General features: G+C 56.9%; 19 protein-coding genes. 12 read left to right on the top strand and 7 right to left on the bottom strand.

Going from position 1 to position 24,765, the window contains the following annotated elements:
- Positions 1 to 300 precede the first annotated feature (300 nt).
- The gene (locus tag ACGHUK_RS00165; protein WP_390574562.1) at positions 301 to 3,837 is read right to left on the bottom strand and encodes an efflux RND transporter permease subunit; all 3,537 of its coding nucleotides are present in this window, start codon (positions 3,835 to 3,837) and stop codon (positions 301 to 303) included.
- Between the two features lie 413 nt (positions 3,838 to 4,250).
- Between ACGHUK_RS00165 and ACGHUK_RS00160 the strand changes: the two genes are divergently transcribed.
- The 8 genes from ACGHUK_RS00160 (at position 4,251) to ACGHUK_RS00125 (ending at position 11,159) form a co-directional block, all read left to right on the top strand.
- Entirely contained in the window at positions 4,251 to 5,204 is a 954-nt protein-coding gene (locus ACGHUK_RS00160; protein ID WP_005937585.1) for a stage 0 sporulation family protein, read from the top strand.
- A 286-nt stretch (positions 5,205 to 5,490) separates the two neighbouring features.
- Positions 5,491 to 5,658: a DUF362 domain-containing protein gene (locus tag ACGHUK_RS00155; protein WP_005937576.1), complete on the top strand. Its 168-nt coding sequence runs from the start codon at positions 5,491 to 5,493 to the stop codon at positions 5,656 to 5,658.
- A 140-nt stretch (positions 5,659 to 5,798) separates the two neighbouring features.
- Entirely contained in the window at positions 5,799 to 6,473 is a 675-nt protein-coding gene (locus ACGHUK_RS00150) for a tRNA1(Val) (adenine(37)-N6)-methyltransferase (RefSeq protein WP_223388446.1), read from the top strand.
- A 3-nt stretch (positions 6,474 to 6,476) separates the two neighbouring features.
- Positions 6,477 to 7,334: a 16S rRNA (cytidine(1402)-2'-O)-methyltransferase gene (gene rsmI / locus ACGHUK_RS00145; RefSeq protein WP_005937572.1), complete on the top strand. Its 858-nt coding sequence runs from the start codon at positions 6,477 to 6,479 to the stop codon at positions 7,332 to 7,334.
- 40 nt (positions 7,335 to 7,374) lie between these two features.
- A complete protein-coding gene (locus tag ACGHUK_RS00140; protein WP_223388447.1) occupies positions 7,375 to 7,866 on the top strand; it encodes a YfcE family phosphodiesterase in 492 nt (163 codons plus the stop codon).
- Complete coding sequence (locus ACGHUK_RS00135; RefSeq protein ID WP_390574560.1) at positions 7,863 to 8,630, top strand: biotin--[acetyl-CoA-carboxylase] ligase; 768 nt, start codon at positions 7,863 to 7,865, stop codon at positions 8,628 to 8,630. Before ACGHUK_RS00140 ends, ACGHUK_RS00135 begins: the two co-directional genes overlap by 4 nt.
- A 286-nt stretch (positions 8,631 to 8,916) precedes the next feature.
- A complete protein-coding gene (locus tag ACGHUK_RS00130; protein ID WP_097774115.1) occupies positions 8,917 to 10,806 on the top strand; it encodes an OPT family oligopeptide transporter in 1,890 nt (629 codons plus the stop codon).
- Positions 10,806 to 11,159 (top strand): PqqD family protein, encoded by a 354-nt coding sequence (locus tag ACGHUK_RS00125; RefSeq protein WP_154255970.1) that lies wholly within the window; start codon positions 10,806 to 10,808, stop codon positions 11,157 to 11,159. The genes ACGHUK_RS00130 and ACGHUK_RS00125 overlap by 1 nt, the downstream gene beginning before the upstream one ends.
- Here the strand turns inward: ACGHUK_RS00125 and ACGHUK_RS00120 are convergent.
- Both ACGHUK_RS00120 and ACGHUK_RS00115 read right to left on the bottom strand, forming a co-directional pair.
- Entirely contained in the window at positions 11,149 to 11,304 is a 156-nt protein-coding gene (locus ACGHUK_RS00120; protein ID WP_390574559.1) for a hypothetical protein, read from the bottom strand. The genes ACGHUK_RS00125 and ACGHUK_RS00120 overlap by 11 nt on opposite strands.
- A gap of 457 nt (positions 11,305 to 11,761) precedes the next feature.
- On the bottom strand, positions 11,762 to 13,045 hold the full coding sequence (locus ACGHUK_RS00115; RefSeq protein WP_390574558.1) for a D-alanyl-D-alanine carboxypeptidase family protein: 1,284 nt from the start codon (positions 13,043 to 13,045) through the stop codon (positions 11,762 to 11,764).
- 153 nt (positions 13,046 to 13,198) lie between these two features.
- Here ACGHUK_RS00115 and ACGHUK_RS00110 point away from each other — a divergent pair, with 153 nt between their 5' ends.
- Both ACGHUK_RS00110 and ACGHUK_RS00105 read left to right on the top strand, forming a co-directional pair.
- A complete protein-coding gene (locus tag ACGHUK_RS00110) occupies positions 13,199 to 13,717 on the top strand; it encodes a gamma carbonic anhydrase family protein (RefSeq protein WP_005938656.1) in 519 nt (172 codons plus the stop codon).
- A gap of 419 nt (positions 13,718 to 14,136) precedes the next feature.
- Positions 14,137 to 14,730, top strand: coding sequence for a twin-arginine translocation signal domain-containing protein (locus ACGHUK_RS00105; protein WP_390574557.1), 594 nt, complete (start codon positions 14,137 to 14,139; stop codon positions 14,728 to 14,730).
- Positions 14,731 to 14,787: 57 nt separating this feature from the next.
- Here ACGHUK_RS00105 and ACGHUK_RS00100 read toward each other — a convergent pair whose 3' ends face one another.
- The 3 genes from ACGHUK_RS00100 to mgtE form a co-directional block, all read right to left on the bottom strand.
- Complete coding sequence (locus tag ACGHUK_RS00100; protein WP_390574555.1) at positions 14,788 to 15,753, bottom strand: hypothetical protein; 966 nt, start codon at positions 15,751 to 15,753, stop codon at positions 14,788 to 14,790.
- Positions 15,754 to 15,764: 11 nt separating this feature from the next.
- Complete coding sequence (locus ACGHUK_RS00095) at positions 15,765 to 16,409, bottom strand: rhomboid family intramembrane serine protease (RefSeq protein ID WP_223388449.1); 645 nt, start codon at positions 16,407 to 16,409, stop codon at positions 15,765 to 15,767.
- An 889-nt stretch (positions 16,410 to 17,298) separates the two neighbouring features.
- Entirely contained in the window at positions 17,299 to 18,876 is a 1,578-nt protein-coding gene (gene mgtE / locus ACGHUK_RS00090) for a magnesium transporter (protein WP_249235286.1), read from the bottom strand.
- Positions 18,877 to 19,555: 679 nt separating this feature from the next.
- Here mgtE and ACGHUK_RS00085 point away from each other — a divergent pair.
- Together ACGHUK_RS00085 and ACGHUK_RS00080 are read left to right on the top strand one after the other, a co-directional pair.
- Positions 19,556 to 19,915 carry a type II toxin-antitoxin system RelE/ParE family toxin gene (locus ACGHUK_RS00085; RefSeq protein ID WP_348584156.1) on the top strand — a complete coding sequence of 120 codons (360 nt, stop codon included), beginning with the start codon at positions 19,556 to 19,558 and terminating at the stop codon, positions 19,913 to 19,915.
- Positions 19,912 to 20,193, top strand: a complete 282-nt coding sequence (locus ACGHUK_RS00080; protein WP_005924206.1) for a helix-turn-helix domain-containing protein — start codon at positions 19,912 to 19,914, stop codon at positions 20,191 to 20,193. The genes ACGHUK_RS00085 and ACGHUK_RS00080 overlap by 4 nt, the downstream gene beginning before the upstream one ends.
- A 493-nt stretch (positions 20,194 to 20,686) precedes the next feature.
- Here the strand turns inward: ACGHUK_RS00080 and nifJ are convergent, their stop codons facing one another.
- On the bottom strand, positions 20,687 to 24,232 hold the full coding sequence (nifJ, locus tag ACGHUK_RS00075; protein ID WP_005939143.1) for a pyruvate:ferredoxin (flavodoxin) oxidoreductase: 3,546 nt from the start codon (positions 24,230 to 24,232) through the stop codon (positions 20,687 to 20,689).
- Positions 24,233 to 24,765 lie beyond the last annotated feature (533 nt).

Here is a 24,765-nt window from a genome sequence, read left to right as displayed (position 1 = left end):
TATGCAGTCAGAAAGATGTGTTTCCCTCGCAGAGCGTTTTCGCGTGGATTGAGTGTTACGCCGATTTACAGTCGCTTGCGCGACGAAACGTAAGGGCAGCAGCATATTTTCATGCTGACGCGAATGCTCCCGCAGGGAGCCAGCATCAGCACATGCCGTTTGCCGTTACAACCTTTCCCGTGAAAACGCAATGCCGGGCGGTCCGCAGACCGCCCGGCATTGCTCTATTATATATAAATAATTCTTCCGCTGATGATACGCAAAGCAAAGCGGCGCGCATTCTAAATCGTCATGCTGTCGTCAGGCTTCCGGCTGTGCCGTGCCCGCAGACTTCTGCGCCGCAATGAACTCGGCTGCATCGTCCGGGATGTCGTCCAGATCATCGTCGCTGCCAACATCCACGTTGAGCGGCGGCTTCTTGAACAGGATATCGTACAGCACCGGAACGATATACAGGGTCATCAGGGTGGCGTAGCTCAGGCCGCAGATGATGACGATGGCCATGCCGCTCATCAGCTGGCTTGCCATATCGCCGCTGAACACCAGCTGCAGCATGGCCAGCACAGTGGTCAGGGTGGTCATGAGGATGGGGCGCATACGGGTCTTGCCGGTAGCCACCAGCGCAGCGCGGCGCTCCATGCCGCCAATGCGCAGCTGGTTTGCATAGTCCACGAACACGATGCCGTTGTTGACAACAGTGCCCATCAGCACGATGAAGCCCATCAGGGAGATCATGGTGAGCTGCTGGCCGGTGATCAGCAGGCCCAGCAGGCCGCCGGTAAAGGCCAGCGGCACCGTGAACAGCACGATGAAGGGGGACAGCAGGCTCTGGAACTGTGCCACCATGACCAGATATACAAAGGGCAGGGCCAGAGCCATCCACTGCACCATTTCGTTCACCATGTAGTCGGTGCCCTCGGTCTCGCCGCCCAGCGTGGTGCTGCAGCCCTCCGGCATCTCACCGCTGGCTGCGTACTCATCCAGCTTCTTCTGCAGCACGCGGGACTGCACCATGGTGTTGTAGCCCTTCAGCGTATCTGCCGTCACAGTGACAAACTCGGTCTGGTTCTCGCTGGTAATGGCATCCGGTGCGGTGCCGGTGGCCAGCTGGCTGGTCAGATCATCGGTCATGCCGTACAGCTTGACCTCAGCGGTGCAATTCTCGATCTGGGACACTGCATCCTCCATGGCCTGCCGGGTCTTTTCCACCTCACGGGAGGAAAGGCTCTTGCTCATCATAACATTGATCTTGTATCTGCCGTAAGCATTGGCGGAGTTCAGGATATCGGTAATGGCGGTGGGCAGGCCCAGCTGGCTGATATCCAGACCGGCCATGCTGGTGTCGGTGGTGATGCCCACCTCTTCCACGTTTTCTACATTCAGGGCCGCCTCTGCCACCTGACCCGCAATGGCATAGGATTCCTCCTTGGTCAGGCCGTCGGCGGTGGACAGGGTGATCTGCGCCTCGTTGCTGGTGATGCTGGGCAGCAGCTCCACACCCATGTTCAGCACCTGCCAGCCGCTGAACACCAGCAGTACCACCGCCGCGACCAGGGGCAGGGCACGGTGCTGCAGGCACCATTCCAGACTATGGGCATACTTTTCCTGCACCTTTTCAAACCAGGCAAGGCGCTTGGGTTCAGCTTTTTTCAGCACAGTAGAGGATGCCGCCGGGACCACCGTGAGCGCCACGATGAGGGAGGCCATCAGGCAGTAACCGATGCACAGGGACATGGGCATCATCAGGCTGCGCACAATGCTGGCCGAGAACACCACCGGCAGGAACACGCACACCGAGGTAAGGGTGGAGGCCACCACCGACATGCCCACCTGTTTTGTGCCCTGCACGGCAGCGCGGGCCGCAGGCACGCCGCGGCTGCGCAGACGGTAGACGTTCTCAATGACGACCACCGAGTTATCCACCAGCATACCAATGCCGAGGGAAAGGCCGGCCAGGGTCATCACGTTCAGGTCCAGCCCGGTAAAGTACATGAGCACCACCGCGAACAGAACGGACAGCGGGATGCTGATGCCGACCACGAGGGTGGGCTTGATATCCTTCAGGAAGATGGCCAGCACGATGATGGCCAGTGCAGCGCCCACCACCATGCTGGTGAGGATGCTCTGGATGACGATGGTGATGTAGTTGCCCTGATTGGACAGCACCACCATGTGCAGGCCGTCGTATTGTTTTTCCAGCTCTTTAAATGCGGTCAGGCAGTTGTCGGAGACCTCGCCTGCACTGGAAGTCGCATTCTTATAGATTTTGAGGATGGATGCCTTTTCGCCGTTCAGGCGGGTGTAGCTGTCGGCGGAGTTATCAATGACCTCCACATCCGCCACATCAGAAAGGCGCACGTCGCCGTAGCCCTCCACATGCAGCAGCAGGGCACCGCTGATGTCCTTCACACTGTCGTACTCTTCGCCGACTTTCAGCAGCCAGGACTCGCCGTCCTGATCCTGCACGTAACCGGCCGGCATGGAGAAGTTCTGGGCATAGATGAGCTGCGCCAGCGTTTCAATGTCCAGCTGCTTTGTCACATCGGCCTGTGCCAGAGCGTTGGTCTTGGCCGTCTCGTACTCTGCCTTGGCAGCCTCCAGCTGCTTTTCGTACTCGTTCAGCATTTCACGCGCTTCGGTGAACTGCATATAGGCGTTGAGCTGCTGCTGGGAGAAGCTGCCCAGTGCGCCGGAGAACTCGGTCATCAGCTGGGGCACATTGTCCATGGCCTTGATGGTGCTTTCCAACGTGTTATAGACCACATTCAGGCTTTCCTGCAGCTGCATCTCATTGGCAAGATCCTCTGCGGTGCTGCCTTCGGAGCCGGTCTCGGTGTTCACGCGCTCCTGCAGCTTCTGCAGGGCGGTAGTGAGCTTATCGGTAATGGTGCGCAGCTCAGCCACAATATCGATCAGAGAGTCGATATCCCGCATACCGGTCTCGTTGAACTTGTCCATGACCTTCTGCAGACCGTCGCGCACCTCGATCAGGGCCTGCTGGATCTCAGGCTCCTTGACCACGGCGATCAGGCTGTTCACACTTTCCAGAAGAGCCTGCGCCTGCGCGCGCACCGTTTCCACTGCGGCGCCCACCTCGGTGCTCATCTGGCTCATGACCGAGTTGGACACCGTATTGCCAAAGTTTTTCAGCTGCTTTTCGTATTCCTTGCGTCCGGCGGTGATCTGTGCCTCGGCGCTTTCCAGCTGGGAGCGGGCTGCAGCCAGCTGGGTATCGATCAATTCCAGCAGCTTTGCGTTGATCTCGTCGATCTTATCCTGATTGAGCTGCACCTGCACCAGCTTTTCCACCAGACCGCTGGACGAAACGCTGGACACACCGCCCTTGCGCTGCACTTCCGGCACAAGGGTGTTCTGGATAAACTCAGAAAGCTCGTACTGGTCGGCACCTTCGCGGCTGACAGCCACCGTCATGAAAGCGTTCATGTTCAGGCTGTACTCAATGATGGAGGGGGTCAGGCAGGTGCTGGGCAGGTCGCTTTTGGCCTGATCCAGCTTGTTGGACACCTTGACCAGCGCGCTGTTCATATCCGTATCCTCGGTAAACTCCATCAGCAGCAGGCTGTAGTTTTCTGCCGATGTTGCGGTGATCTTGGACACGCCCGGCACTGTGAGCGAGTTCTGCAGCACATCTGAGACCTCGCTCTCCACGCGCTCCGGGCTTGCACCAGGATACACGGTGACCACCATCAGATACGGTGTGTTCACGTTGGGCAGCAGGTTCGTATCCATCTTTGTGACCGCTACAAAGCCCAGGATCAGGATCATGACCACTGCAACCAGCACCGTAAACGGCTTTTTGACACTGAATTTTTCCATTTTCTCCTACCGTTTCTCTGCCTTGCCGCAAAGCAGGACAGCTGCTTTCCCTGCGGGAAAGGCTACACTTCAACATTTTTATTATACACGCAAGCCCCCGCCTTGCAAGAGCGGGGTGGGATTCTTTTGCGATTCTTTGGATACTTTCGCAAGATTTTAACATTTGCCGTTCCGTTTTTCCATTTTCCGGCTGCGGGTGCGACCAAATTCGGTCAGTCTTCCTTTATGGATACGCGGCAGCAGGGCAGATTGTTGCACCTTTTTAAAATTTTTCTGCCGAAGCGCCAGAGCCGCTTTTTGTTTTTTGCGTGGAAATGTGCATTTGAATATGTTATACTAGAGTACAGAATGGATCAGCAGGCTCTTTTTCGGGCCTTATCCTATAGATTCGACCGATAAAAACGAGGAACACTATGAAAAAAGTCATTTCCGTCCGTTTCAAAGAGAACGGCAAAAGCTATTATTTTGATCCCGCCGGGGCCGACATCAAAACCGGCGAATATGTGATTGTGGAGACCGCCCGCGGCGTTGAGTGCGGCGAGGTTGTGCAGGGCGTGAGGGAGATCGCCGATGCGGCAGTGCCCAAGGCCCTCAAGCCCATTACCCGCATGGCCGACAGCGTGGATATCCGCCGGATGCGCCAGAACCGTGAGGACGAAAAGCGCGCCTACCGCACCTGTCAGGAGTGCATTGCCCGCCACGGCCTGGAAATGAAGCTTGTGGAGGCCGAGTATACCCTCGACCGCTCCAAGATCATGTTCTACTTTACCGCCGATGGCCGCGTGGACTTCCGCGAGCTGGTCAAGGATCTGGCCGGTATCTTCCACACCCGCATCGAGCTGCGCCAGATCGGCGTGCGGGACGAGAGCAAGATGATCGGCGGCCTTGGCATCTGCGGCCAGCCCTTCTGCTGCAGCCGCTTTTTAAAGGACTTCCAGCCCGTCTCCATCAAGATGGCAAAAGAGCAGGGCCTTTCGCTGAACCCCACCAAGATCAGCGGTGCCTGCGGCCGGCTGATGTGCTGCCTTGCCTACGAGGAAAGCGCCTACGAGTACCTGAACAGCATCATGCCCATGGTGGGCAGCACCGTGCGCACGCCGGACGGTCTTGGCACCGTGCTGGAGGTGAACCCGGTTTCCGGCTACCTGCGGGTGCGCTGCGGCACCGAGAGCCTTTCGCCCCGTTACTATAAGGTGGGTGTGTGCGAATATATCAGCGGCGGCAAGCGTGCGCCCCGCCGCCCGGACCCGGACGACGATTACTCCGGCGTGCGCAACCCGGCCCCGGTGGTGGCTTCCTCCGACGATGGCGAAAAGCGCTGCGCGGGCGGCGGCTGCGCCCGGAAGCGCGCTGCCGAAAAGGAGTGAGGGAAGCACCGGAGGTTCTGAGGGGTTAGTCTGCTAAAACTAACTGTTCTTCGTGATTTTTGCCAAAAAACTCCTGCAAATTTGGCCATAAGTTAGCCTGTGCTTTTGTGCAACCCAACAAAAAACAGACTTTTGTGTTTTTCGGGTCACGGTTAGTCTTGCCTTTTCTCACCTGCTTTGTTAAAATGCAGGCAAGGATATGATTTCCGGAGAGACATGCACAGCCGTGCCATACATGACTCTTCATACAATACTTCGGGCACGGAGATAAAAAGGAGAGTTTATTATGGCACACAAGGTTTCTGACGCATGTGTTGGCTGCGGCGCTTGCGAGGGCGCTTGCCCGGTTGGCGCTATCACCGTTGATGGTGTTGCTTCTGTGAACGCAGACGCTTGCATCGACTGCGGCGCTTGCGAGGGTGCTTGCCCCACCGGTGCTATCACTGCTGAATAATTTTAGCAGCTGCACAAAAAACGCATCAAAAGCAGCAGGCCTGTCCAAAGCAGGTCTGCTGCTTTTTGTTTTGCAGTAATTCGCACAAATTCCCCGAGCAATTCCACGCATTTTTTTGAGAGGGTACGGCACACTTATCTATGGAACATTCTACCGAAGTCTTGTATAATAGAACTATGGTTTATTGCTCGCCGGAGCATCGTTTTGGCTCCGACGCGCTGCTGCTGGCCCGTTTCTGTGAGCCAAAGCGCGCCCAGAAGGCCGCAGACCTGTGCTCCGGCTGCGGCATCGTGGCGCTGGAATGGCACGACCGCGGCCACCGCGGCCCCTGCATGGGGCTGGAGCTGCAGCCCGAGGGCAGCGCTCTGCTTTCCGCTGCGGTGCAGGAGCAGGACATCGGGCACATTGAGCCTGTCTGTGCCGACCTGCGCGCTTTCCGGCAGGGCGAGGGCAGTTTTGACGTGTGTGCGTGCAATCCGCCCTATTTCACGGATGGGCCCCAAAGCCAAAACGCAGCCCACGCCCTTGCCCGGCACGAGAACACCTGCACACTGGACGATGTGTGCCAGTGTGCGTTCCGCCTTTTGAAGGACGGCGGGCGCTTTGCGCTGTGCCACCGGCCGGAACGACTGGCGGAGGTGCTGGCGGTGCTGCGGGCCAACCGGTTGGAGCCGAAGCGGCTGGCCTTTGTAAAGAACAAGGCGGACGGCGCGCCATGGCTCTTCCTTGTGGAAGCGCAGAAGAACCGCAAGACCGGCCTGCGGGTGGAGCCGGATGTGTTGATCAGCGCCGGTGCGGCGTTATATGGGAGGTAAACTATGGCAGGAACTCTTTATATCGTGGCAACGCCCATCGGCAATCTGGACGATATGCCGCCGCGCGTAGCGGCCACCTTTGGCGCGGCAGACTTTATTGCCGCCGAGGACACCCGTGTGACCATGAAGCTGCTGAACTTTCTGGGCCTGAAAAAGCCCATGGTCAGCTACTATGAGCACGCCCTGCAGAAGGGTGAGGGCATCCTGCGCCGCATTGAAGCAGGCGAGAGCTGTGCTCTGTGCAGTGATGCGGGCATGCCCTGCGTCTCCGACCCGGGCGAGGTGATCGTGCGGGACGCACTGGCCCGGGGTATCAAGGTAGTGCCAGTGCCGGCGGCTTCCGCCTGCGTCACAGCGCTGGCCGTGTCCGGGCAGGACACCTCCCGCTGGGTGTTCGAGGGCTTTCTGCCCGTGAACCGCAAGCAGAAAAAAGAGCGGCTGGCTGAGCTTTTGCAGGAAAAGCGCACCACCATCTTTTACGAAGCGCCCCACAAGCTGCGCACCACGCTGGACGATCTGGCCAATGCCTTTGGCGCAGACCGCAGCATCACCCTGTGCCGGGAGCTGACCAAGCTGCACGAGGATATCTGGAAGACTACCCTCGGCGAGGCGGTGGAGCACTACAAGACCAACGAGCCGCGCGGCGAGTATGTGCTGGTGATGGCCGGTGCGCCGGAGACCGCCGACCCGGAGCAGGAGCTGACGCTGGAGCAGGCAGCGCAGCGGGCGCTGGAGCTGACCGGGCAGGGCTTTGGCCCCACCGCCGCAGCCAAGGCGGCGGCACAGGGCACACCTTATTCTAAAAGCGAAGTGTACAAGCAGCTGCTGGTATTGCAACAGGGCCAGCAGGCTGGTGAATGACAGCATCTCAGGTAAATGGTAATAGAGGAGGACCCCTTTTGTGACAAAGCTTCTGGTTTTGAGCGACAGCCACGGCGGACGTGCCGCCATTGAGCGCGTGCTGATGAAAGAGAGCAAAAGCATCGATGCCCTGATCTTTCTGGGCGACGGCCTGCGGGATCTGGAACTGGCTCTGACGCTGTACCCCAAGCTGCGGGCCTACTCGGTGGCGGGCAACTGCGATTACGGTGCACTGGAACCCACCGACGGCCTTGCCGCCTTTGACGGCGTGGTGATCTTTTACACTCACGGTCATATGTACGGTGTGAAATACGATCTGGATACGCTGGCAGATGCCGCATCTGCCCGGGGTGCCGAGGTGGCGCTGTTCGGCCACACCCACATCCCCCATGCAGAGACCCGCAGCAAGGTGTTTTTGTTCAACCCCGGCTCCTGCGGCCGGTGTTACACCGGGCCGGACACCTACGGCATCCTGACGCTGGACGAAGGCAAAGTGACCGCCTATGAACATAAAGAGGTACCCAAACAATGAGCATCAATGAGGTGCGCTATCTGCCGGAATGCGGCAGCACCAACGCTTACGTGAAGGAGCATTTTGAAGAGTTCGGCCCGGTGGGTGCGGTGTATACCGAGAACCAGACCGCAGGCCGGGGCCGTCTGGGCCGCAGCTGGGTGAACGCCGAGGGCAAGGCCCTGTATTATACAGCAGCCATCCGGGAACCGCTGGCCCAGCCTACCACCCTGCCGCTGCTGGCAAGCCTTGCCGTGCGCACCCAGCTCAAGCTGCGCTACGGCGTGGACTGCCAGATCAAGTGGCCCAACGACCTTCTGCTCAACGGCAAAAAGATCGTGGGCATCCTGTGCGAGGGCGTGAGCTACGGCTACCAGCAGCAGGGCCGGGGCATTTTGTGCGGCATCGGCATCAATCTGGCCCAGCCGCAGAGCTACTTTGATGCCGCCGGTCTGCCCAACGGCACCTCGCTGGCGCTGCAGGGCGCAAAGGTGGATCTTTCCACCGACCCCGCATGGCTGGCCGAGGGCCTGACTGACTTTGGCTTTGACCGCAACATGTATGTGTTTGCCCGCGATGGCTTTGCCCCCTTCCGGGAGGAATACAAAGCCGCCTGCGTCAATCTGGGCCGCCGGGTTACCTTCGACCTGCCGGACGGCGGGCAGGGTGCAGGCGAAGCCGTCGATGTGGACGAAGAGGGCCGTCTGGTGGTGCGCACCGACAGCGGCGAAGTGCACGTTTTTACCGGCGAAGTATCGGTGCACGGCATCTACGGTGCCGTCTGAGTTTTATAAAGTTGTATGCTCCATGCGGACAGTTTTAAGTCTGCATGGAGTTTTTTTGCACATTTTTGCTTGATTTTTCCGCAAAACGCTTGAATAAACGAATTTTTTGTAAATTTCTTGTGTACATTTCCAGTTGTCAATTTAGTCACACTTTAGTATAATGGAGTATGTGCCAGCGTATCCTTTGTTGGATAGGATGCGCGTGTTTTAGGAAATAGGAAAACAGACAGCACAAGCGCCCTGCCCCAAAAAGCAAGGCGCTTGTGCTGTCGCAAGGAGAGCAAACATGAAAGATCAAGAATCCTTCAAGCCGTATATTCCTGCGGAAAAGATCACCGCAGAAATGACGGCGACCTCTGTGATCATGGGCATCATCCTGTCCGTGGTCTTCGGCGCTGCAAACGCTTATCTGGGCCTGCGCGTCGGCATGACTGTTTCTGCCTCCATCCCGGCAGCAGTCATTTCTATGGGCGTGATCCGCGTCCTGCTCAAGAAGAACTCCATTCTGGAGAGCAACATGGTGCAGACCATCGGTTCCGCAGGCGAGAGCCTGGCCGCCGGTGCCATCTTCACCATGCCCGCACTGTTCCTGTGGGCAAAAGAGGGCCTGTGCGACAAGCCCAGCATCCTGGAGATCACCCTGATCGCCCTGTGCGGCGGCATTCTGGGCGTTCTGTTCATGGTGCCCCTGCGCAACGCCCTGATCGTCAAGGAGCACGCCACCCTGCTGTACCCGGAAGGCACCGCCTGTGCAGACGTTCTGCTGGCCGGTGAAGAGGGCGGTGCAAACGCCTCCACCGTGTTCTCCGGCATGGGTCTGGCAGCCATCTTCAAGTTCATCGTCGATGGCCTGAAGATGATCCCCGCCGACATTGCCGTGGCCTTCAGCTCCTTCAAGGGTGCTCTGGGCATGGAAGTGTACCCCGCTCTGCTGGGCGTGGGCTACATCGTCGGCCCCAAGACCGCTTCCTACATGTTCACCGGTTCTCTGGTGGGCTGGATGGTCATTATCCCGCTGATCTGCCTGTTCGGCGCAAACATCTCCCTGTACCCGGCAGCAGCCGGCACCACCATTGCTGATCTGTATGCAGCAGGCGGTGCAGACGCCATCTGGTCCAACTACGTCAAGTATATCGGCGCAGGTGCCATTGCTACCGGCGGTATCATCTCGCTGATCAAGAGCCTGCCTCTGATCGCATCCACCTTCCGTGATGCCATGAAGAGCATGAAGGGCGGCAGTGCTTCCGGCACCTCCCGTACCGAGAAGGACCTGCCCATGCCCTTTATTCTGGGCGGCATCCTGCTCATCATCCTCATCATCTGGCTGGCTCCGGCCATCCCCGTCAGCCCGCTGGGTGCTCTGCTGATCGTCATCTTCGGCTTCTTCTTCTCCACCGTCTCTGCACGTATGGTCGGCATGATCGGCAGTTCCAACAACCCGGTCTCCGGCATGACCATTGCCACCCTGCTGATCGCTACCATGATCCTGAAGGCCACCGGCAACGTTGGCATCGAGGGCATGATCGGCTCCATGGCCATCGCCTCTGTCATCTGCATCTGCGCTGCCATTGCTGCGGATACCTCTCAGGACCTGAAGACCGGCTACCTGCTGGGTGCGACCCCGGTCAAGCAGCAGATCGGTGAGCTGATCGGCGTGATTGCCGCCGGTCTGGCCATCGGTGGTGTGCTGTACCTGCTGGACAGCGCATGGGGCTACGGCGGTGCCGAGGTCCCCGCACCGCAGGCTACCCTGATGAAGATGATCGTCGAGGGCATCATGGGCGGCAACCTGCCCTGGAACCTGGTGTTCACCGGTGTGTTCCTTGCCATTGCTCTGGAGGTCCTGCGCATCCCCGTGATGCCGTTCGCCATCGGCCTGTATCTGCCCATCTACCTGAACACCTCCATCATGATCGGCGGTGTTGTGCGCTGGTTCATGGACAGCCGCAAGAATGTTGACGCGAAGCTCAAGGAAGAGCAGACCACCCGCGGCACCCTGTTCTGTGCCGGTATGATCGCAGGCGAGGGCCTTGTGGGCATCCTGCTGGCTGTGTTTGCCGTGTTCGGCATCAGCACTGCCCTGAGCATTGATCTGGGCAACATTGGCGGCGTGGTCCTGATGATCGTGATGATCGCATGCCTGCTGGCCTTCTCCATGAAGAAAAAGAAGAACTGATGAGTAAGAAAAAGCAGTCCATCAACTATCTGGACCTCATTCCGCAGCGGGCGGAAACCCTGCGCTGGCACACAGACGAAGCCACCGGCCTTATCACCCTTGAGGTGGAGAACACCGGTGTGTTCAACACGATCGCGCAAAAAGTGTTTCATAAACCGCGCACCACACAGGTGCATCTGGACGAGACCGGCAGCTATCTCTGGCCGCTGATCGACGGCCAGAAGACCGTTGCAGACCTTGCTGAATGCATGAAGCAGCAGTTTGGCGAAAAGGCCGAACCGCTGTACCCGCGCATCATCAAGTACTTCCAGATCGTGGAATCTTACCACTTTATCAAGTTCCTCAACCAATAAGCACAAAAGAAGCGGCGCTCAGAGCCTGTTGCAAGGCACTGAGCGCCGCTTTTTCGCTGTTCTTTATTGTTTTTTGCAGTTTGCTGTGATATTCTGTAATTGCCGCATCTGCGGTACGAAGGCGCTGTGTCCCAAAACGCAGCACGGGTTGCGGCTCCCAGCATTCGCATCGTACCTTGAACGGTACTCGCGCCTCGCTGGCCGCGGCCCCAACAATTCCTCCCTGTTTCTGCCGCAGGCAGCGGTCGTCATTGTTGCAGCTCGTCTTACCGGCACCTAGGCGCGCCGGGCAAGGCGATTTTTTCTTTGGATCTTTCGCACCCCCGGTTTTGCCCAAGGGCAGAAAGGGGGGATGCACCATGACGTTTGAACAGGTCGTGCTTCTGCTCACGCTTCTTGGCGGAGCGATCTACGTTACGTTTGAAATTACATGGACTGTTTCTCACAGTGATGATAAAAAGAAAAAATGACCGCCTCTTGTTCCCCAACACGACCGGTCATTTTTCTTTTTGACTAGTATGGTAAGGAACTAGCCGTTTGTGGGCCAGCGCCTTTGTATTTTCAGTATAGCTTATTTTCCAAAATTGTCAAGCCCATGCACTTTATCTGCGGTGCTTTCTCCTTTTAAGGTTCAGCGAGCCACCGCCCGCGGCAAGAGTGACCGCCGTTAATGCAGCGAGGATGAACACCAGTGCACACAGCAGAAGCACTGTCGCCTTCATGTCGGTGCGGAAATCGGAGACATACTCCTTGTGGGTCACAAGGTCCACCGTGCCCGCTTCATCGCCGTCCAGATACACGGTGGCTGTACCCACCACACTGCCGCTCTTGACGGTGGCCGCAATGCTCTCCGGCAGGTCGAAGGAGTAGGTAACGATATCGTCCGCGTGGCCGTAGCCGCTGACCGGCGCAGCGGCATACAGTGCCACCGTCGGTTCGGTGCGGCACTTGGTCAGGTCTACGGTGGTCAGCACGGTCTGGGTGTCCACCAGCGGACGGTCCGCAAAGCTGGCAAAGGCCCAGTCGAATAGATCATCGCACTCGGCAAAGAGGTGGTCCGGCGTATCGCAGCCAAGGATCACCAGCCCGTAGGTGTGTCCGTCCTTTTCCGCAAAGGCCACGATGCAGCGGCCTGCCAGCGTGGTAAAGCCGCCCTTGACCCACCGGACATACTCCCGGTAGTTGGCGCTCTCGCTGTTCATCAGGCTGTTGGAGCTGCTGATGGTGTGCTCAGCCTTGCGGAGGTTCGTGGCCGGCAGGACATAGCTGGCGGTGCCCGCCACCTGTGCAAAGGTCTGGTTTGCCGCACAGGCGGCGGCGATCTTTGCCAGATCCTGCGCGGTGGACACGTTGCCGTAGTCAAACAGGCCGTGGGCACAGGTAAAGTTCGTGCCGGTGCAGCCCAGCTCCTGGGCACGGGCGTTCATCTGCTTGACGAAATCCAGCACGCTGCCGCCCACATCGTAGGCAATGACGCTGGCGGCGTCGTTGGCGCTGACGATGAGCATGGCGTTCAGCAGGTCGATGCGGCGCACCGTCTCGCCGATGCGCAGGCCCATGGTGGTGCCGTTGGCGTTCTGGATATCCCGAAACTCCTGGGTCAGCGCGGTGGGCACGGTCACTTCACCGTTCAGATCCTTGCCGCTTTCCAGCAGCAGCAGGGCCGTCATGAGCTTGGTCAGGCTGGCAACATACTGCTGCTGGTCAGCATTCTGGTTCAGGATGGTCTTGCCGGTGTCGGCGTTGAACAGGTACACCGCCTCGGTCTCGCTGGCGGTCTGGATGGGCATGGGATATACCGCAAGGCCCGGCAGTGCAGCAGCAACGGCCAGTGCCAGCGTGAGCACCAGCGCCGTCATGCGGCGGAAGATGGTGTTTTTGAACATGAGCGTGCCCCCTTGTATCTGCTTGCCGACGCACGGCAAAAATTTTTGTTTTGAAACAGCTCCTACTTGCCGGAAAGGCTCTGGCTTGCTATACTACTTTAAAGAATACCATAAACCAGCCAAAAGAGAAAGAGAGAAAGGCGGTTTTTAACAATGTTTCTGTCCTTTTGTGGAAAAGTCCCCCGCGACGAAGGGGCTGCGTTCGTTGCGCCCAACGCCACCGTGCAAGGCGATGTGATCCTGAAAGCCGGTTCCACGGTGTGGTACGGGGCCGTGCTGCGCGGCGACGACGGCACTTTGACCATTGGCGAAAACTCCAACGTGCAGGATAACGCCGTGCTGCACTGTGATGTGGGCGGTGCTGTAATGCTGGGCAAAAGCGTCACCGTGGGCCACAGTGCGCTTGTGCACGGGTGCACGGTAGGGGATGGCAGCCTCATCGGAATGCACGCCACCCTGCTCAACCACTGTGTCGTGGGCAAAAACTGCATCATCGGCGCGGGTGCGCTGGTGCCGGAGGGCATGGTGATCCCGGATAACTCGGTGGCTGTGGGCGTGCCCGCAAGGGTCATCAAGCAGGTGAGCGCGGCCCAGATCGAGGCCAACCTGCACAACGCCGCCCACTACGTGGAGCACGGCAAGCTTCACGCTGCCGAGCTTGCCAAGGGCTGACCCTGTGCCGATTTTACAGTTTTTTGCCACATTTTTTCGTCTTTCCGCCAAAAAGCCGACATTTTAATTGACACCTGCGGTCTTGTCTGCTATAGTGAAATTGGCAGTTTATGTCATTCTGGAATACCAGAATTTTTGTACACCGCGCTGTTTGGTTTTTATCATTGGGGGAATTTTGTAAAAAGTTCATTGCGGGATGTTTTTTCACAGAAATGTAATGACTTTTCACTTAAAATCGGGTATACTATACCTTGCGGGGAGGCGGGGCCGCAACCGTCTTTCCGCACATGATTCCTCCTCACACCAAAGCAATACCCCAAACAGAAACTCCCTCCGGTGTACCGCAAGCGCCGGAGGGAGTTTCTGTTTGCATCAGCTTTTGTATTTTGTGATTTCCTGCAATCAAAGGAGAGATTTTTATGTCTGAACTGATCACCCGCCGTACCTTTTTAAAGACCACCGGTGCTGCTGCACTGGTCGCTGCCGCCGGCAGTATGCTGGTTGGCTGCGGCGAAGGTTATGGTGCAACCCCCGGCAACCCGACCCTGCCCACCATTGACACCGGTACTTTTGCTACATTGGGCAGCACCTATGTGGATATGGGGCCGCTGACTGGCACTTGGGTCTCCCGTACTACTTACGAATCGGACGGATGGCAGCATAATTATCTTTACACCGGTCTTTTTATTGATAACTCCTATAACACAGATTCTTCCGTTACGATTTCTACCAGTAATTTTACCTGCAAACATAATGGTACTACCGAATCTGGTCTGAAAGTGTGCAGTCTGGGCAATTTTGGCCTGAACAGCGCCGGAACCGGTTTCAAGTATGTTTCTTCCGTAACCGTTGCCAAAGGTGATCGTAAAACTTTTCCTATCTATATTGACCTTGGCCCGGTGAATACGACTTCCCTCAATGTCAGAGGCGTTTTTACGGTTGAGCTGAAACTGGGCGGAAAAACGGCCACCTTTAAATATCAGCCCATCTACGATGACCCCACTATTGAATAAAAATCATGATGCTAAAAACCGGAAGGGCACAATGCTCTTCCGGTTTTTCTTTTTGCATTACAGCGCGCGGAACTTTGCCGCAAACACGCTGAGCACGATTTTAGGGTTCACCTGCGCGCCAAGGCGCTGAATGGCGGCTTCGGCCAGACGCAGGGCACGCTGGGCAGCAATGCCCTGCACCGGTGCGTGGGGGCTTTGCCGCAGGCCCGCAGCGGCCACCGCACGGAAGTCCGTCAGCAGGGCGGCGGCTCCGGCCTTGTCCTTTTCGTAGGCGGCCAGCAGGCAGGCTGCGGCATAGCTGTCACGGTCAGCAGCGGCCTTTGCCAGCTGCAGGGCCTTTTCCACCTGCGCGGTGCGGGCTTCGTCCTGTGCGGCGGCAAGCACCGTACCAATGTGCCCGTCGAACAGTTCGCTGTACAGCGCGGCCGTCTTTTTGTCCACCCCCTGTGCGGCGCAGTAGCGGGCGCACTGCTCCGGCGAGACAGGAGCCACTGCAAAGCTGACGCAGCGGCTGCGGATGGTGGGCAGCACGCCTGCCAGCGAATCCGCCGTAAGCAGGAACAGCACCCCCTCCGGCGGCTCTTCCATCACCTTCAGCAGGGCATTGGCAGATTCCTCGTTCATTTTTTCCACATGGTAGAGCAGCACGGCACGGCCCTCGGCCGAAAGGCTGGTGTTGAAGATCTCGCTGCGCATAGCCTTGACCTGACTGACCAGATATTTTCCGCCTGCGCCCATACCGGAAACGCTGATCGCTTCACGCACGATGCCGGTCTCCACATGGCCGCTGTCGCGGTCGCCAGGCTTACCCACAGCACGGCAGCATTCGCCCCGCAGAAGGGCCTCAGCGGGCGCTCCGCCTGCAGGGTAAAGATAATCTGCCGCAATGCAGCGGGCTGCAAAACCGGCTCCAAGGCCCTCTTCACCCACCAGCAGCACGCTGTGGGTCAGGCGGCGGGCTGCCAGCATCAGCTTCACGCTGCTTTTCAGTTCTGCATTGCCCTCCATGCGGTCCAGCATCATGATGTTTCTCCTTACCTTCTGTTTCTCCGCTTCCACTGCTCACGGCGTACCCATGCGCGGACGGAACGATAGGCCATCGGGCCAAAGAACAGCCAGACGTTCGCCATGCTGAGCAGCAGGCTCAGCTTTTGCGGCAGCGGCGCGCCCAGAAAGCTGAGCACCCACAGTGCTGCCGCAAAAAAGCCAAAGTATTTTACCCGGATGGGGATGACAAAGAACAGCAGCACCTGCACCTCCGGGTACAGCATGGCAAAGGCCAGCAGCAGCGAAAGGGACAGGCAGTAGGTGCTGCCGGTCACGCCGGTGAGCAGGCAGGCCAGCACGGTGCCCAGTATCCCGGAGAGCAGATACACCGTATAGCGGAAATCGCCCCACTCCTGTTCCAGCGCTGTGCCGATGAACCATGTGAAATAGATGCCCAGCACCGCGCTGAGGATGCTGCCGCCGTAAGAGGGGATGAACGCAAAGGTGATGATGCGCCAGATCTGGCCGCGCAGCAGAAAATAGCGGCTGAGTGCCAGCCAGACACTGACGGTCTGGTTGACAAACAGCTCGATGGCCAGCACAAGGATCTGCCCGCCCACCAGAATGTTGGTCAGATTCGGGATGCCGAAGCGGCCGTATTTGCGCTCCAGCTGGTTGAGCCAATTGTTCATATAGGGTGCCTCCAACGCATTGTATTCCGATATCGGTGAGTTTTGCCGCATTTTTCTGCTGTTATTGTACCATGATTGGCCGGGGCATTCAAGGCAATGCCACAGTGTGGAAAACTGCCGCATCTTCCGCCCAAAAATACAGCTGTCAAGCGGATCTTGCGGCACAAAAGCACAACTGGAAAGTGTATGGAGTTTCCTGTCTGGAATGAACTTTTCACTTTTTCCACCGGGTTTTCCACCGTTTTTGTGAAGAAAAGGGCAAGTTTTCCATGAGGTTTTCCACTTTTTCCACCGGGTTTTCCACAACAAAAGGGCATCAGCCCTATACACACCGTAATTCAGGCCGCAGCTTTCTGGTAAGTTTTGGGCAAAAATGCGGGCATTCTGCCTTTTATAAAAAAGAAAGTCGAAGGATTTTCTTTGTATTCTACAAACCGTTTCCGGGCGGTGATTTCTTTTTCTCCAATCTGGAATGAACCGGTCACAAGTTTTCAACACCGGGCCGCTGCCGTTTTTCTGTGTGGAAAAGGCGGGGAAACATGCAGTTTTCCACACTGTTTTATCCCGGCTGAACCCTCTCAGTCGCCTGCGGCGACAGCTCCCCCGAAGGGGGAGCTTTTTTGCGATAACCGAAACGTATCGGATGAATGCTAAAAGCTTCCGGCAGTGCTATAAGCTCCCCCTTCGGGGGAGCTGTCTGCGACCAACGGGAGCAGGCTGAGAGGGTTAGGACGCTTCCGGCTCCGCCAGAGGCTCCCTCTTTGAGGGAGCTGGCAAAACCGTCAGGTTTTGACTGAGGGAGTTGGCATCGCGCAGCGATGACTGAGAGGGTTCGTCCTATAAAAATGCCGGGCAGTCACTTCAAGACCGTCCGGCATTGCTTTATTATTTACATCATATTGTGGAACACCAGCTGTGCGATCTGGAAATACAGGATCAGGCTGCAGGCATCCACGATGGTGGTGATGAAGGGGGTAGCCATGATGGCCGGGTCGGCACCCAGCTTCTTGGCTGCCAGCGGCAGCATACCGCCCACCAGCTTTGCCAGAATGACGCTGAAGAACAGCGAAACGCTGACCACGATGGCATAGCCCATCACGTTAGCGTACTGGCCGGGGAACAGGAAGGTGTACATCAGGTAGATGCGCAGGCCGTTCACGATGCCCAGCACCGCACCCACGATGGCAGACACCCGCAGCTCCTTGCCCAGCACCTGCAAAAAGTCGCTGGGTTCTACCTCACCCAGAGCCAGGCCGCGCACCATCAGGGTGCTGATCTGATTGCCGCAGTTGCCGGCGGTATCCATCAGCATGGGCATGAAGGAAACCAGCAGCGGCAGGCTGACAAAGGCCTCCTCATAGTGGGTGGTGACCATGCCGGTAAAGGTGGCGGACAGCATCAGGATCAACAGCCATGGAATGCGCTGCTTTGCATGGGTCCAGACGCTGGTGCCGAAGTAGGTGGTGGCATCGTCGTCCGGCAGAATAGCAGCCATCTTCTGCATATCCTCGGTGCTCTCGTCGGTCAGAACGTCGATTGCATCGTCGATGGTGATAATACCCACGAACATGCCCTCGTTGTCCAGAACAGGCATGGCGGTAAAGTCGTAGCGCTGCATCTCACGGGCCACGTACTCCTGATCGTCGGTCACTTTCACAGTGACCACGTTATCATCCATGATCTCGTTGATGGGAGTATGCGGCTCTGACAGCAGCAGGCTGCGGGCAGAAACAACGCCCTTCAGGCGGTTGCGCTCCACCACGTAGCAGGTGTACACGGTCTCTGCGTTTTCGCCCTGCTTGCGGATGGCTTCAAAAGCCTGCGCCACGGTCATATCCTCGCGCAGACGGACATATTCGGGGGTCATCAGGCTGCCGGCAGAGCTTTCGGGGTAGTTCAGCAGCTTGTTCAGGCTCTCACGGGTCTGCTTGGAGGATTTCTCCAGCACCCGCTTCACCACGCCTGCCGGCATATCCTCCAGCAGGTCGGCGGCATCGTCCAGACTCATCTCTTCAATAGCGCCCACAAGCTCCACATCTGAGAAGGCGTTCACCAGATCGTCGCGGGCCTCGTCGGACATATAGGCAAAGGCCTCGGTGGCCACTTCCTTTTTGAGCAGGCGGAACACCACAAGGCGGTTGTTTTCGTCCAGCTCTTCCAGCAGTTCGGCAAGGTCGGCGGGCTGCTCTTCCTCGGTCACTTCGCGCAGCTTGACGTACTGCTTCTTGATGAGCAGCTTGAGCAGTCGGCTCTTGGTGAGCATCTCAGGGTTGGCCCTGACCTCTTCGTCGTTGGCTTCCTCTTTTTCGGCCTCGCGCATATCCTGCTTGAGGTCTTCAGTAGCTTCCTCGTTCAGATCTTCAGCCAGCTTCTGGCGGACCTCGGCGGGGATATCAGCAGGCAGCTCCTGCACCGGCAGGGCCTGCTCCGCAGCATCAGCCGTCAGCTTTTTTTCTTCCATATCCATTGGGCGTACCTCCTCAGTTTTTACGGAACAGGAGCAGCTCCTGTATCCGGAGGACGCAGCAGATCGGGAAACAAAAAACGCGCCGCCTTGCCTGCCGGAATGCCGCAAACGCCGCATTCTGCGCACACAAAGCCGCGCCTTCCTCTGCTCTGTTTTGCGGAAAGATGCACCGTTGAAGCGGTGCTTTTCCGCAGGACTCAGCGAAGGAGGCGAACGGTTGGGGAAAACGCAGTTGTTTTTGTTTTCTGATCCACCGCGCCGGTGGTTCTACTTCGACTATGATCCGGGTCCATTTTCCTGCGTTCACCTCCAAGTTTTCATATTCATTTTTATTATAGCGCCGCAAAAAAACGGGGTCAACCCTAAACCACCGATTTACCAGAATTTTGCAAAACAAAACACCCTCTTCCGTGTTGCGGCACACGAAAAAGGGTGTTTTGTTTGGATATTGCCTTGGTGTGAGGAGGAATCATGTTACTTGGGTAAGCGGTTGCGGCCCCGCTTCCCATGGCAAAAGTATAACAGCTTTCACAATTGAATTCGTTAAGAAGCTATGAAGAAACTGTAAAAAGGGAATGGTATCTTTTGGAAGATTTTGTGATAGAAAATCTTCTTGACAATATTTGTTTTATCCTATATTATAATCATAGGATACCACCAAACGGGAAGGATGCCGAAAATGTCTGCTTTTGAAGTGAATTTTTATTATAAGGCAGACGGCAGCTGCCCGGTTCGTGATTTTCTGGATACGCTGGACGACAAAATGCTGGCAAAGCTTTTGGGCACGATCTCCCTATTGGAAGCCAATGGCACACAACTGCGGGAACCTTATTCCAAATCATTGGGTGACGGCATTTTTGAATTGCGTGCCAAGCAAAGCAGCAATATTACGCGCATTTTATATTTTTTCGTAGTTGGACATCAGATCATCCTGACAAACGGTTTTGTTAAAAAGACGCAGAAAACACCGCCGGAAGAAATTGCACTGGCGCAAAAATACCGCGCGGACTATTTTCATCGGAAGGAGAGTTCCTCATGAGTGATTTTCGGAATTATTTGAATGAACAATTACAGCGGCCTTCCTTTAAGGCAGAATGGGATGCTCTTCAGCCGGAGCTTACCATTGCACAGGCCATGATCGATGCCCGGAAGGAAAGTGGTCTGACCCAGAAGCAGCTTTCAGAGCGCACCGGCATTGCGCAGGCAGATATCAGCAAACTGGAACGCGGTAATGCAAACCCATCTCTGCGCACCCTGCAGCGTCTTGCCGCAGGGATGGGGATGAACGTCAAAATTGAATTTGTGACAAATAAATAATTTATATGTCGTCAAAGATACAAGCCCGGAACGTCCGCAAACGTTCCGGGCTTGTATTTTCACAAAAAGAGTTTGCACAAAAATACGCCCCGGTCACCTTGCGGTGAACGGGGCGCTAAAAACGATATACGTTTTTTACTGCGGCAAGATCCCTGCAAAGCAGGTCTTATGCAGCAGGCGGAGCAAGGTATCTGCAAGCAGACCTTATGCTCCTGACACACGCGGGGTGTGCTTTCAAGGACCCTCGCGGGCGCTTTGGTATCTCATATCCCGCTGCGGTACTTCGCACGGAACAAAGCACCGCCCGGGAAGTGAAATCAGATAGAACTCGTATGGCGAATGCTGTACTTCAGCACATCACCTGCATGGATGGATGCGTTTCTCCGCTTCGTACCGCTGCATTGCGCAGTAACCGCCGGTACGGGGCAGCCGCCCTCTTGCATTGTGGGGCTAAGGTGCCGCAAATATCTGCATCCAAAGCGCAGAAGAATGCTTACTTGTACAGGTCGACCAGACGGGTCAGGTGCTCGTAGCGGTCGTTTGCAACTTCCTGGTTGCGTGCGAACAGCTCCTTAGCACGGTCGGGGAATGCACGAGTCAGGCGGCTGTAACGGGTCTCGTTAGCCAGCAGTGCCTGATACTTCTCGTTATCCACAGCCTTGGAGGTCAGGGTGAACGGATTCTTGCCCTGAGCCTTGTTTGCCGGGTTGAAGGTGAACAGGTTCCAGTAACCGGCCTCAACTGCCTTCTTCATCTCGTTCTGGCAGTTGGTCATGCCGCCCTTGACACCGTGCAGCTCGCAGGGAGCGTAGCCGATGATCAGAGACGGGCCGGGGTAAGCCTCAGCCTCAGCGATGGCCTTGACAGCCTGAGCCGGGTTAGCACCCAGTGCGATCTGAGCAACATAGATGTAACCGTAGGTCATAGCGATCTCGGACAGGCTCTTCTTGCTGATTTCCTTACCAGCAGCAGCGAACTGGCAGACTTCACCAATGTTGGAAGCCTTGGATGCCTGTCCACCGGTGTTGGAGTACATCTCAGTATCGAAGACCATCACGTTGACATCCTCGCCGGAAGCCAGAACGTGGTCCAGACCACCGAAGCCGATGTCGTATGCCCAGCCGTCGCCGCCGAAGATCCAGACGGACTTCTTGGCGATGAACTGCTTGCTCTTCAGGATCTCTGCAGACTTCTCGCAGCCGGCAGCAGCAGCCTTCTCCAGCTCAGCGATCAGGGCCTTTGCGGGCTCGTCGTTGGCCTTGGTGTTGTTCTTGGTCTCCAGGAACTTCTCAAAGGCAGCCTTCAGCTCAGCAGAAGCCTTGTCGGAACCAGCAACCTCTGCGATCTCCTTGATCAGGTTCTCGCGGACGGTCTTCTGGCCGATGTACAGGCCCAGACCATGCTCTGCGTTATCCTCGAACAGGGAGTTGCACCATGCAGGACCATGGCCGCTGTCCTTGTTGACGGTGTACGGAGAGATGGAAGCGGTGCCGCCCCAGATGGAGGAGCAGCCGGTAGCGTTGGAGATGTACATCTTCTCGCCGAACAGCTGAGTGATCAGGCGAGCATAAGAAGTCTCGGCACAGCCTGCGCAGGAGCCAGAGAACTCCAGCAGCGGCTGGTTGAACTGAGAACCGATGACGGTATCGTCAGCAAACTTGGAAGGCTTCTTGGAGATGTTGGCCACGCAGTAGTCGAACACTGCCTGCTGATCGGCCTGGCTGTCCTGCGGCACCATGGTGATAGCCTTGGTGGGGCAGACGGTGACGCACTCGCCGCAGCCCATGCAGTCCAGAGGAGACACAGCCATGACAAACTTGTACTCGTTTGCGGGCTTGTTGTCGCGGCTCTTGGTCTGTGCAGGAGCAGCTGCCAGCTCGTCGGCGGTCAGCTGGAAGGGACGGATGGTAGCATGAGAGCAGACGAATGCACACTGGTTACAGCCAACGCACTTTGCAGCATCCCACTCGGGGACGTTGACAGCGGTGCCGCGCTTCTCGTATGCAGAAGCGCCCTGCTCCCACTCGCCGTTTGCATTTGCCACGAAGGAAGAGACAGGCAGGCTGTCGCCGTCCATACGGGCAATGGGCTCCATGACATCACGGATCTGCTTGACCAGCTCCGGACGGCCGGTGAGAGCCTTGGGTGCGGGATCAGCCTCGGGGTTGGACCAGGATGCGGGCACGTCCACCTTGTGGATGGCGTCAACGCCTGCATCGATAGCCTTCCAGTTCATCTCAACGACGTCCTGGCCCTTCTTGCCGTAGCTCTTCTGAGCTGCCTGCTTCATGAAGTTGACGGCATCCTCGATGGGCATGACGTCAGCCAGCTTGAAGAATGCAGACTGCAGGATGGTGTTGGTGCGCTTGCCCATGCCGATCTCGATAGCCTTATCGATAGCATTGATGGTATACAGCTGGATGTTGTTGTCAGCGATATACTTCTTTGCCTCGGCGTTCAGGTGCTGGCCCAGCTCCTCATCGGACCACTGGCAGTTGATCATGAACACGCCGCCGGGCTTGACATCCTGGACCATCTTCATGCCCATGTGGATGTAAGCGGGGTTGTGGCAGGCCACGAAGTCAGCCTGGTTGATGTAGTAGGGGCTGCGGATGGGCTTGTCGCCGAAACGCAGATGGCTGATGGTCACGCCGCCGGTCTTCTTGGAGTCATACTGGAAGTATGCCTGAACATACTTGTCGGTATGGTCGCCGATGATCTTGACGGAGTTCTTGTTAGCACCGACAGTACCGTCGCCGCCCAGACCCCAGAACTTGCACTCCTTGGTGCCAGCAGCTGCGGTGATGGGAGCGGGCTTGACTTCCGGCAGAGACAGGAAGGTGACATCATCGGTGATACCCAGAGTGAAGCGCTCCTTGGGCTGATCCTTCTCCAGCTCCTTGAACAGAGCAAAGATGGAGGACGGCGGGGTATCCTTGCTGCCCAGACCGTAACGGCCGCCGGTCAGAACGACATCGTTCAGGCCAGCCTCACGCAGGGTAGCGGCAACATCCAGGTACAGGGGCTCGCCCAGAGAGCCGGGCTCCTTGGTGCGGTCCAGCACAGCCACCTTCTTGGCAGTCTTGGGCAGGACCTTCAGCAGGGAAGCGGAGACCCAGGGACGGTACAGGCGGACCTTGACGATACCGACCTTCTCGCCCTTGGCGTTCAGGTAGTCGATGACCTCATCAGCAACGTCGCAGATGGAGCCCATAGCCACGATCACACGGTCAGCATCGGGTGCGCCGTAGTAGTTGAACAGATCGTAGTTGGTGCCCAGCTTTGCGTTGATCTTGGCCATGTACTTCTCAACAACAGCAGGCAGAGCGTTGTAAACGCTGTTGCATGCCTCACGATGCTGGAAGAACACGTCGCCGTTCTCGTGGGAGCCGCGCATCTTGGGGTGTTCGGGGTTCAGAGCCTTCTTACGGAACTCCTCCACAGCCTCCATGTTGCACATTTCCTTCAGATCGGCGTAATCCCACTTCTCGATCTTCTGGTACTCATGAGAAGTACGGAAGCCATCGAAGAAGTTCAGGAAGGGAACCTTGCCCTCGATGGCGCACAGATGTGCGACAGGGGACAGATCCATGACTTCCTGCACGCTGCTCTCGACCAGCATTGCAAAGCCGGTCTGGCGGCATGCCATGACGTCGCTGTGATCACCGAAGATGTTCAGGGACTGGGTAGCAACGGTACGTGCAGAAACATCGAACACGCAGGGCAGCTGCTCAGCAGCGATCTTGTACATGTTGGGGATCATCAGCAGCAGGCCCTGAGAAGCGGTGAAGGTGGTGGTAACAGCACCTGCACCCAGAGAGCCGTGCACAGCGCCAGCAGCGCCGGCCTCAGATTCCATCTCGACGACCTTGACCTGATTGCCGAAGATGTTCTTCTGGCCAGCTGCGGACCACTGGTCCACAGAGTCAGCCATCGGAGAAGACGGGGTAATGGGGTAGATGGCAGCCACGTCCGTGTAGGCATACGCTACATGGGCGGCAGCGGTATTGCCATCCATAGTTTGCTTTGCTCTAGGCATTTTTCTTCCTCCATTATTCAGAATTTGGTACCTTTTGCGCGGGGCAATATGCCCCACATGGGACCGGAGAACCCCATAAAGGCACTATTGCTTGTATACTATAATAGCAAATTCCGCCCATAAAGTAAACGCAAACCGCTCAACAAACGCACCAAAAATAAAGAAATTTTTTTAGCGCTTTTGTACGTCTTTAGTTCGTTAAAGTGAGCAATGGCGCGGATTTTCCGGTTTTGGCCTGCCTGCTTTGCCAGATCCTATAATTTTTTTCGCAAAAAGGGGAGGGAACCCTCTCAGTCACGGCTTGCGCAGCGCCGCGCTTTCTCAGAAAGCGGCGCTGCAAATGCTGCTTTCCGTTACGACCCCTCCTGTGAAAAGGCAATTCTGGAAAATCCGCGTTTGTGTAGCAATGAAAGCCCCAGTAGGGCTTTCAAGCGGCAGAGCGGTCTGCGTTAGCAGATGGAGGGGCTTTGCCCCGACAAGCTCCGCAGATTTTCCAGAATTGCGAAATTATAAATATTCTTTCCGCTGATTAT

It is taken from the genome of Faecalibacterium sp. i25-0019-C1, from assembly GCF_042854225.1.
GTDB lineage: Bacteria > Bacillota > Clostridia > Oscillospirales > Ruminococcaceae > Faecalibacterium > Faecalibacterium taiwanense.
Note: the sequence above shows the minus strand (reverse complement) of the source record. Positions and strands in the feature narration are given on the sequence as shown.

Excerpts from the sequence above, each read along its gene's own strand:
- mgtE (WP_249235286.1), bottom strand. The coding sequence starts at position 18,876 with ATGGATATGGAAGAAAAAAAGCTGACGGCTGATGCTGCGGAGCAGGCC.
- ACGHUK_RS00165 (WP_390574562.1), bottom strand. The coding sequence starts at position 3,837 with ATGGAAAAATTCAGTGTCAAAAAGCCGTTTACGGTGCTGGTTGCAGTG.
- ACGHUK_RS00110 (WP_005938656.1), top strand. The coding sequence starts at position 13,199 with ATGTTTCTGTCCTTTTGTGGAAAAGTCCCCCGCGACGAAGGGGCTGCG.
- ACGHUK_RS00100 (WP_390574555.1), bottom strand. The coding sequence starts at position 15,753 with ATGATGCTGGACCGCATGGAGGGCAATGCAGAACTGAAAAGCAGCGTG.
- nifJ (WP_005939143.1), bottom strand. The coding sequence starts at position 24,232 with ATGCCTAGAGCAAAGCAAACTATGGATGGCAATACCGCTGCCGCCCAT.
- ACGHUK_RS00095 (WP_223388449.1), bottom strand. The coding sequence starts at position 16,409 with ATGAACAATTGGCTCAACCAGCTGGAGCGCAAATACGGCCGCTTCGGC.
- ACGHUK_RS00150 (WP_223388446.1), top strand. The coding sequence starts at position 5,799 with ATGGAACATTCTACCGAAGTCTTGTATAATAGAACTATGGTTTATTGC.
- ACGHUK_RS00085 (WP_348584156.1), top strand. The coding sequence starts at position 19,556 with ATGTCTGCTTTTGAAGTGAATTTTTATTATAAGGCAGACGGCAGCTGC.
- ACGHUK_RS00105 (WP_390574557.1), top strand. The coding sequence starts at position 14,137 with ATGTCTGAACTGATCACCCGCCGTACCTTTTTAAAGACCACCGGTGCT.
- ACGHUK_RS00135 (WP_390574560.1), top strand. The coding sequence starts at position 7,863 with ATGAGCATCAATGAGGTGCGCTATCTGCCGGAATGCGGCAGCACCAAC.
- ACGHUK_RS00115 (WP_390574558.1), bottom strand. The coding sequence starts at position 13,045 with ATGTTCAAAAACACCATCTTCCGCCGCATGACGGCGCTGGTGCTCACG.
- ACGHUK_RS00130 (WP_097774115.1), top strand. The coding sequence starts at position 8,917 with ATGAAAGATCAAGAATCCTTCAAGCCGTATATTCCTGCGGAAAAGATC.
- ACGHUK_RS00160 (WP_005937585.1), top strand. The coding sequence starts at position 4,251 with ATGAAAAAAGTCATTTCCGTCCGTTTCAAAGAGAACGGCAAAAGCTAT.
- ACGHUK_RS00155 (WP_005937576.1), top strand. The coding sequence starts at position 5,491 with ATGGCACACAAGGTTTCTGACGCATGTGTTGGCTGCGGCGCTTGCGAG.
- ACGHUK_RS00080 (WP_005924206.1), top strand. The coding sequence starts at position 19,912 with ATGAGTGATTTTCGGAATTATTTGAATGAACAATTACAGCGGCCTTCC.
- ACGHUK_RS00125 (WP_154255970.1), top strand. The coding sequence starts at position 10,806 with ATGAGTAAGAAAAAGCAGTCCATCAACTATCTGGACCTCATTCCGCAG.
- rsmI (WP_005937572.1), top strand. The coding sequence starts at position 6,477 with ATGGCAGGAACTCTTTATATCGTGGCAACGCCCATCGGCAATCTGGAC.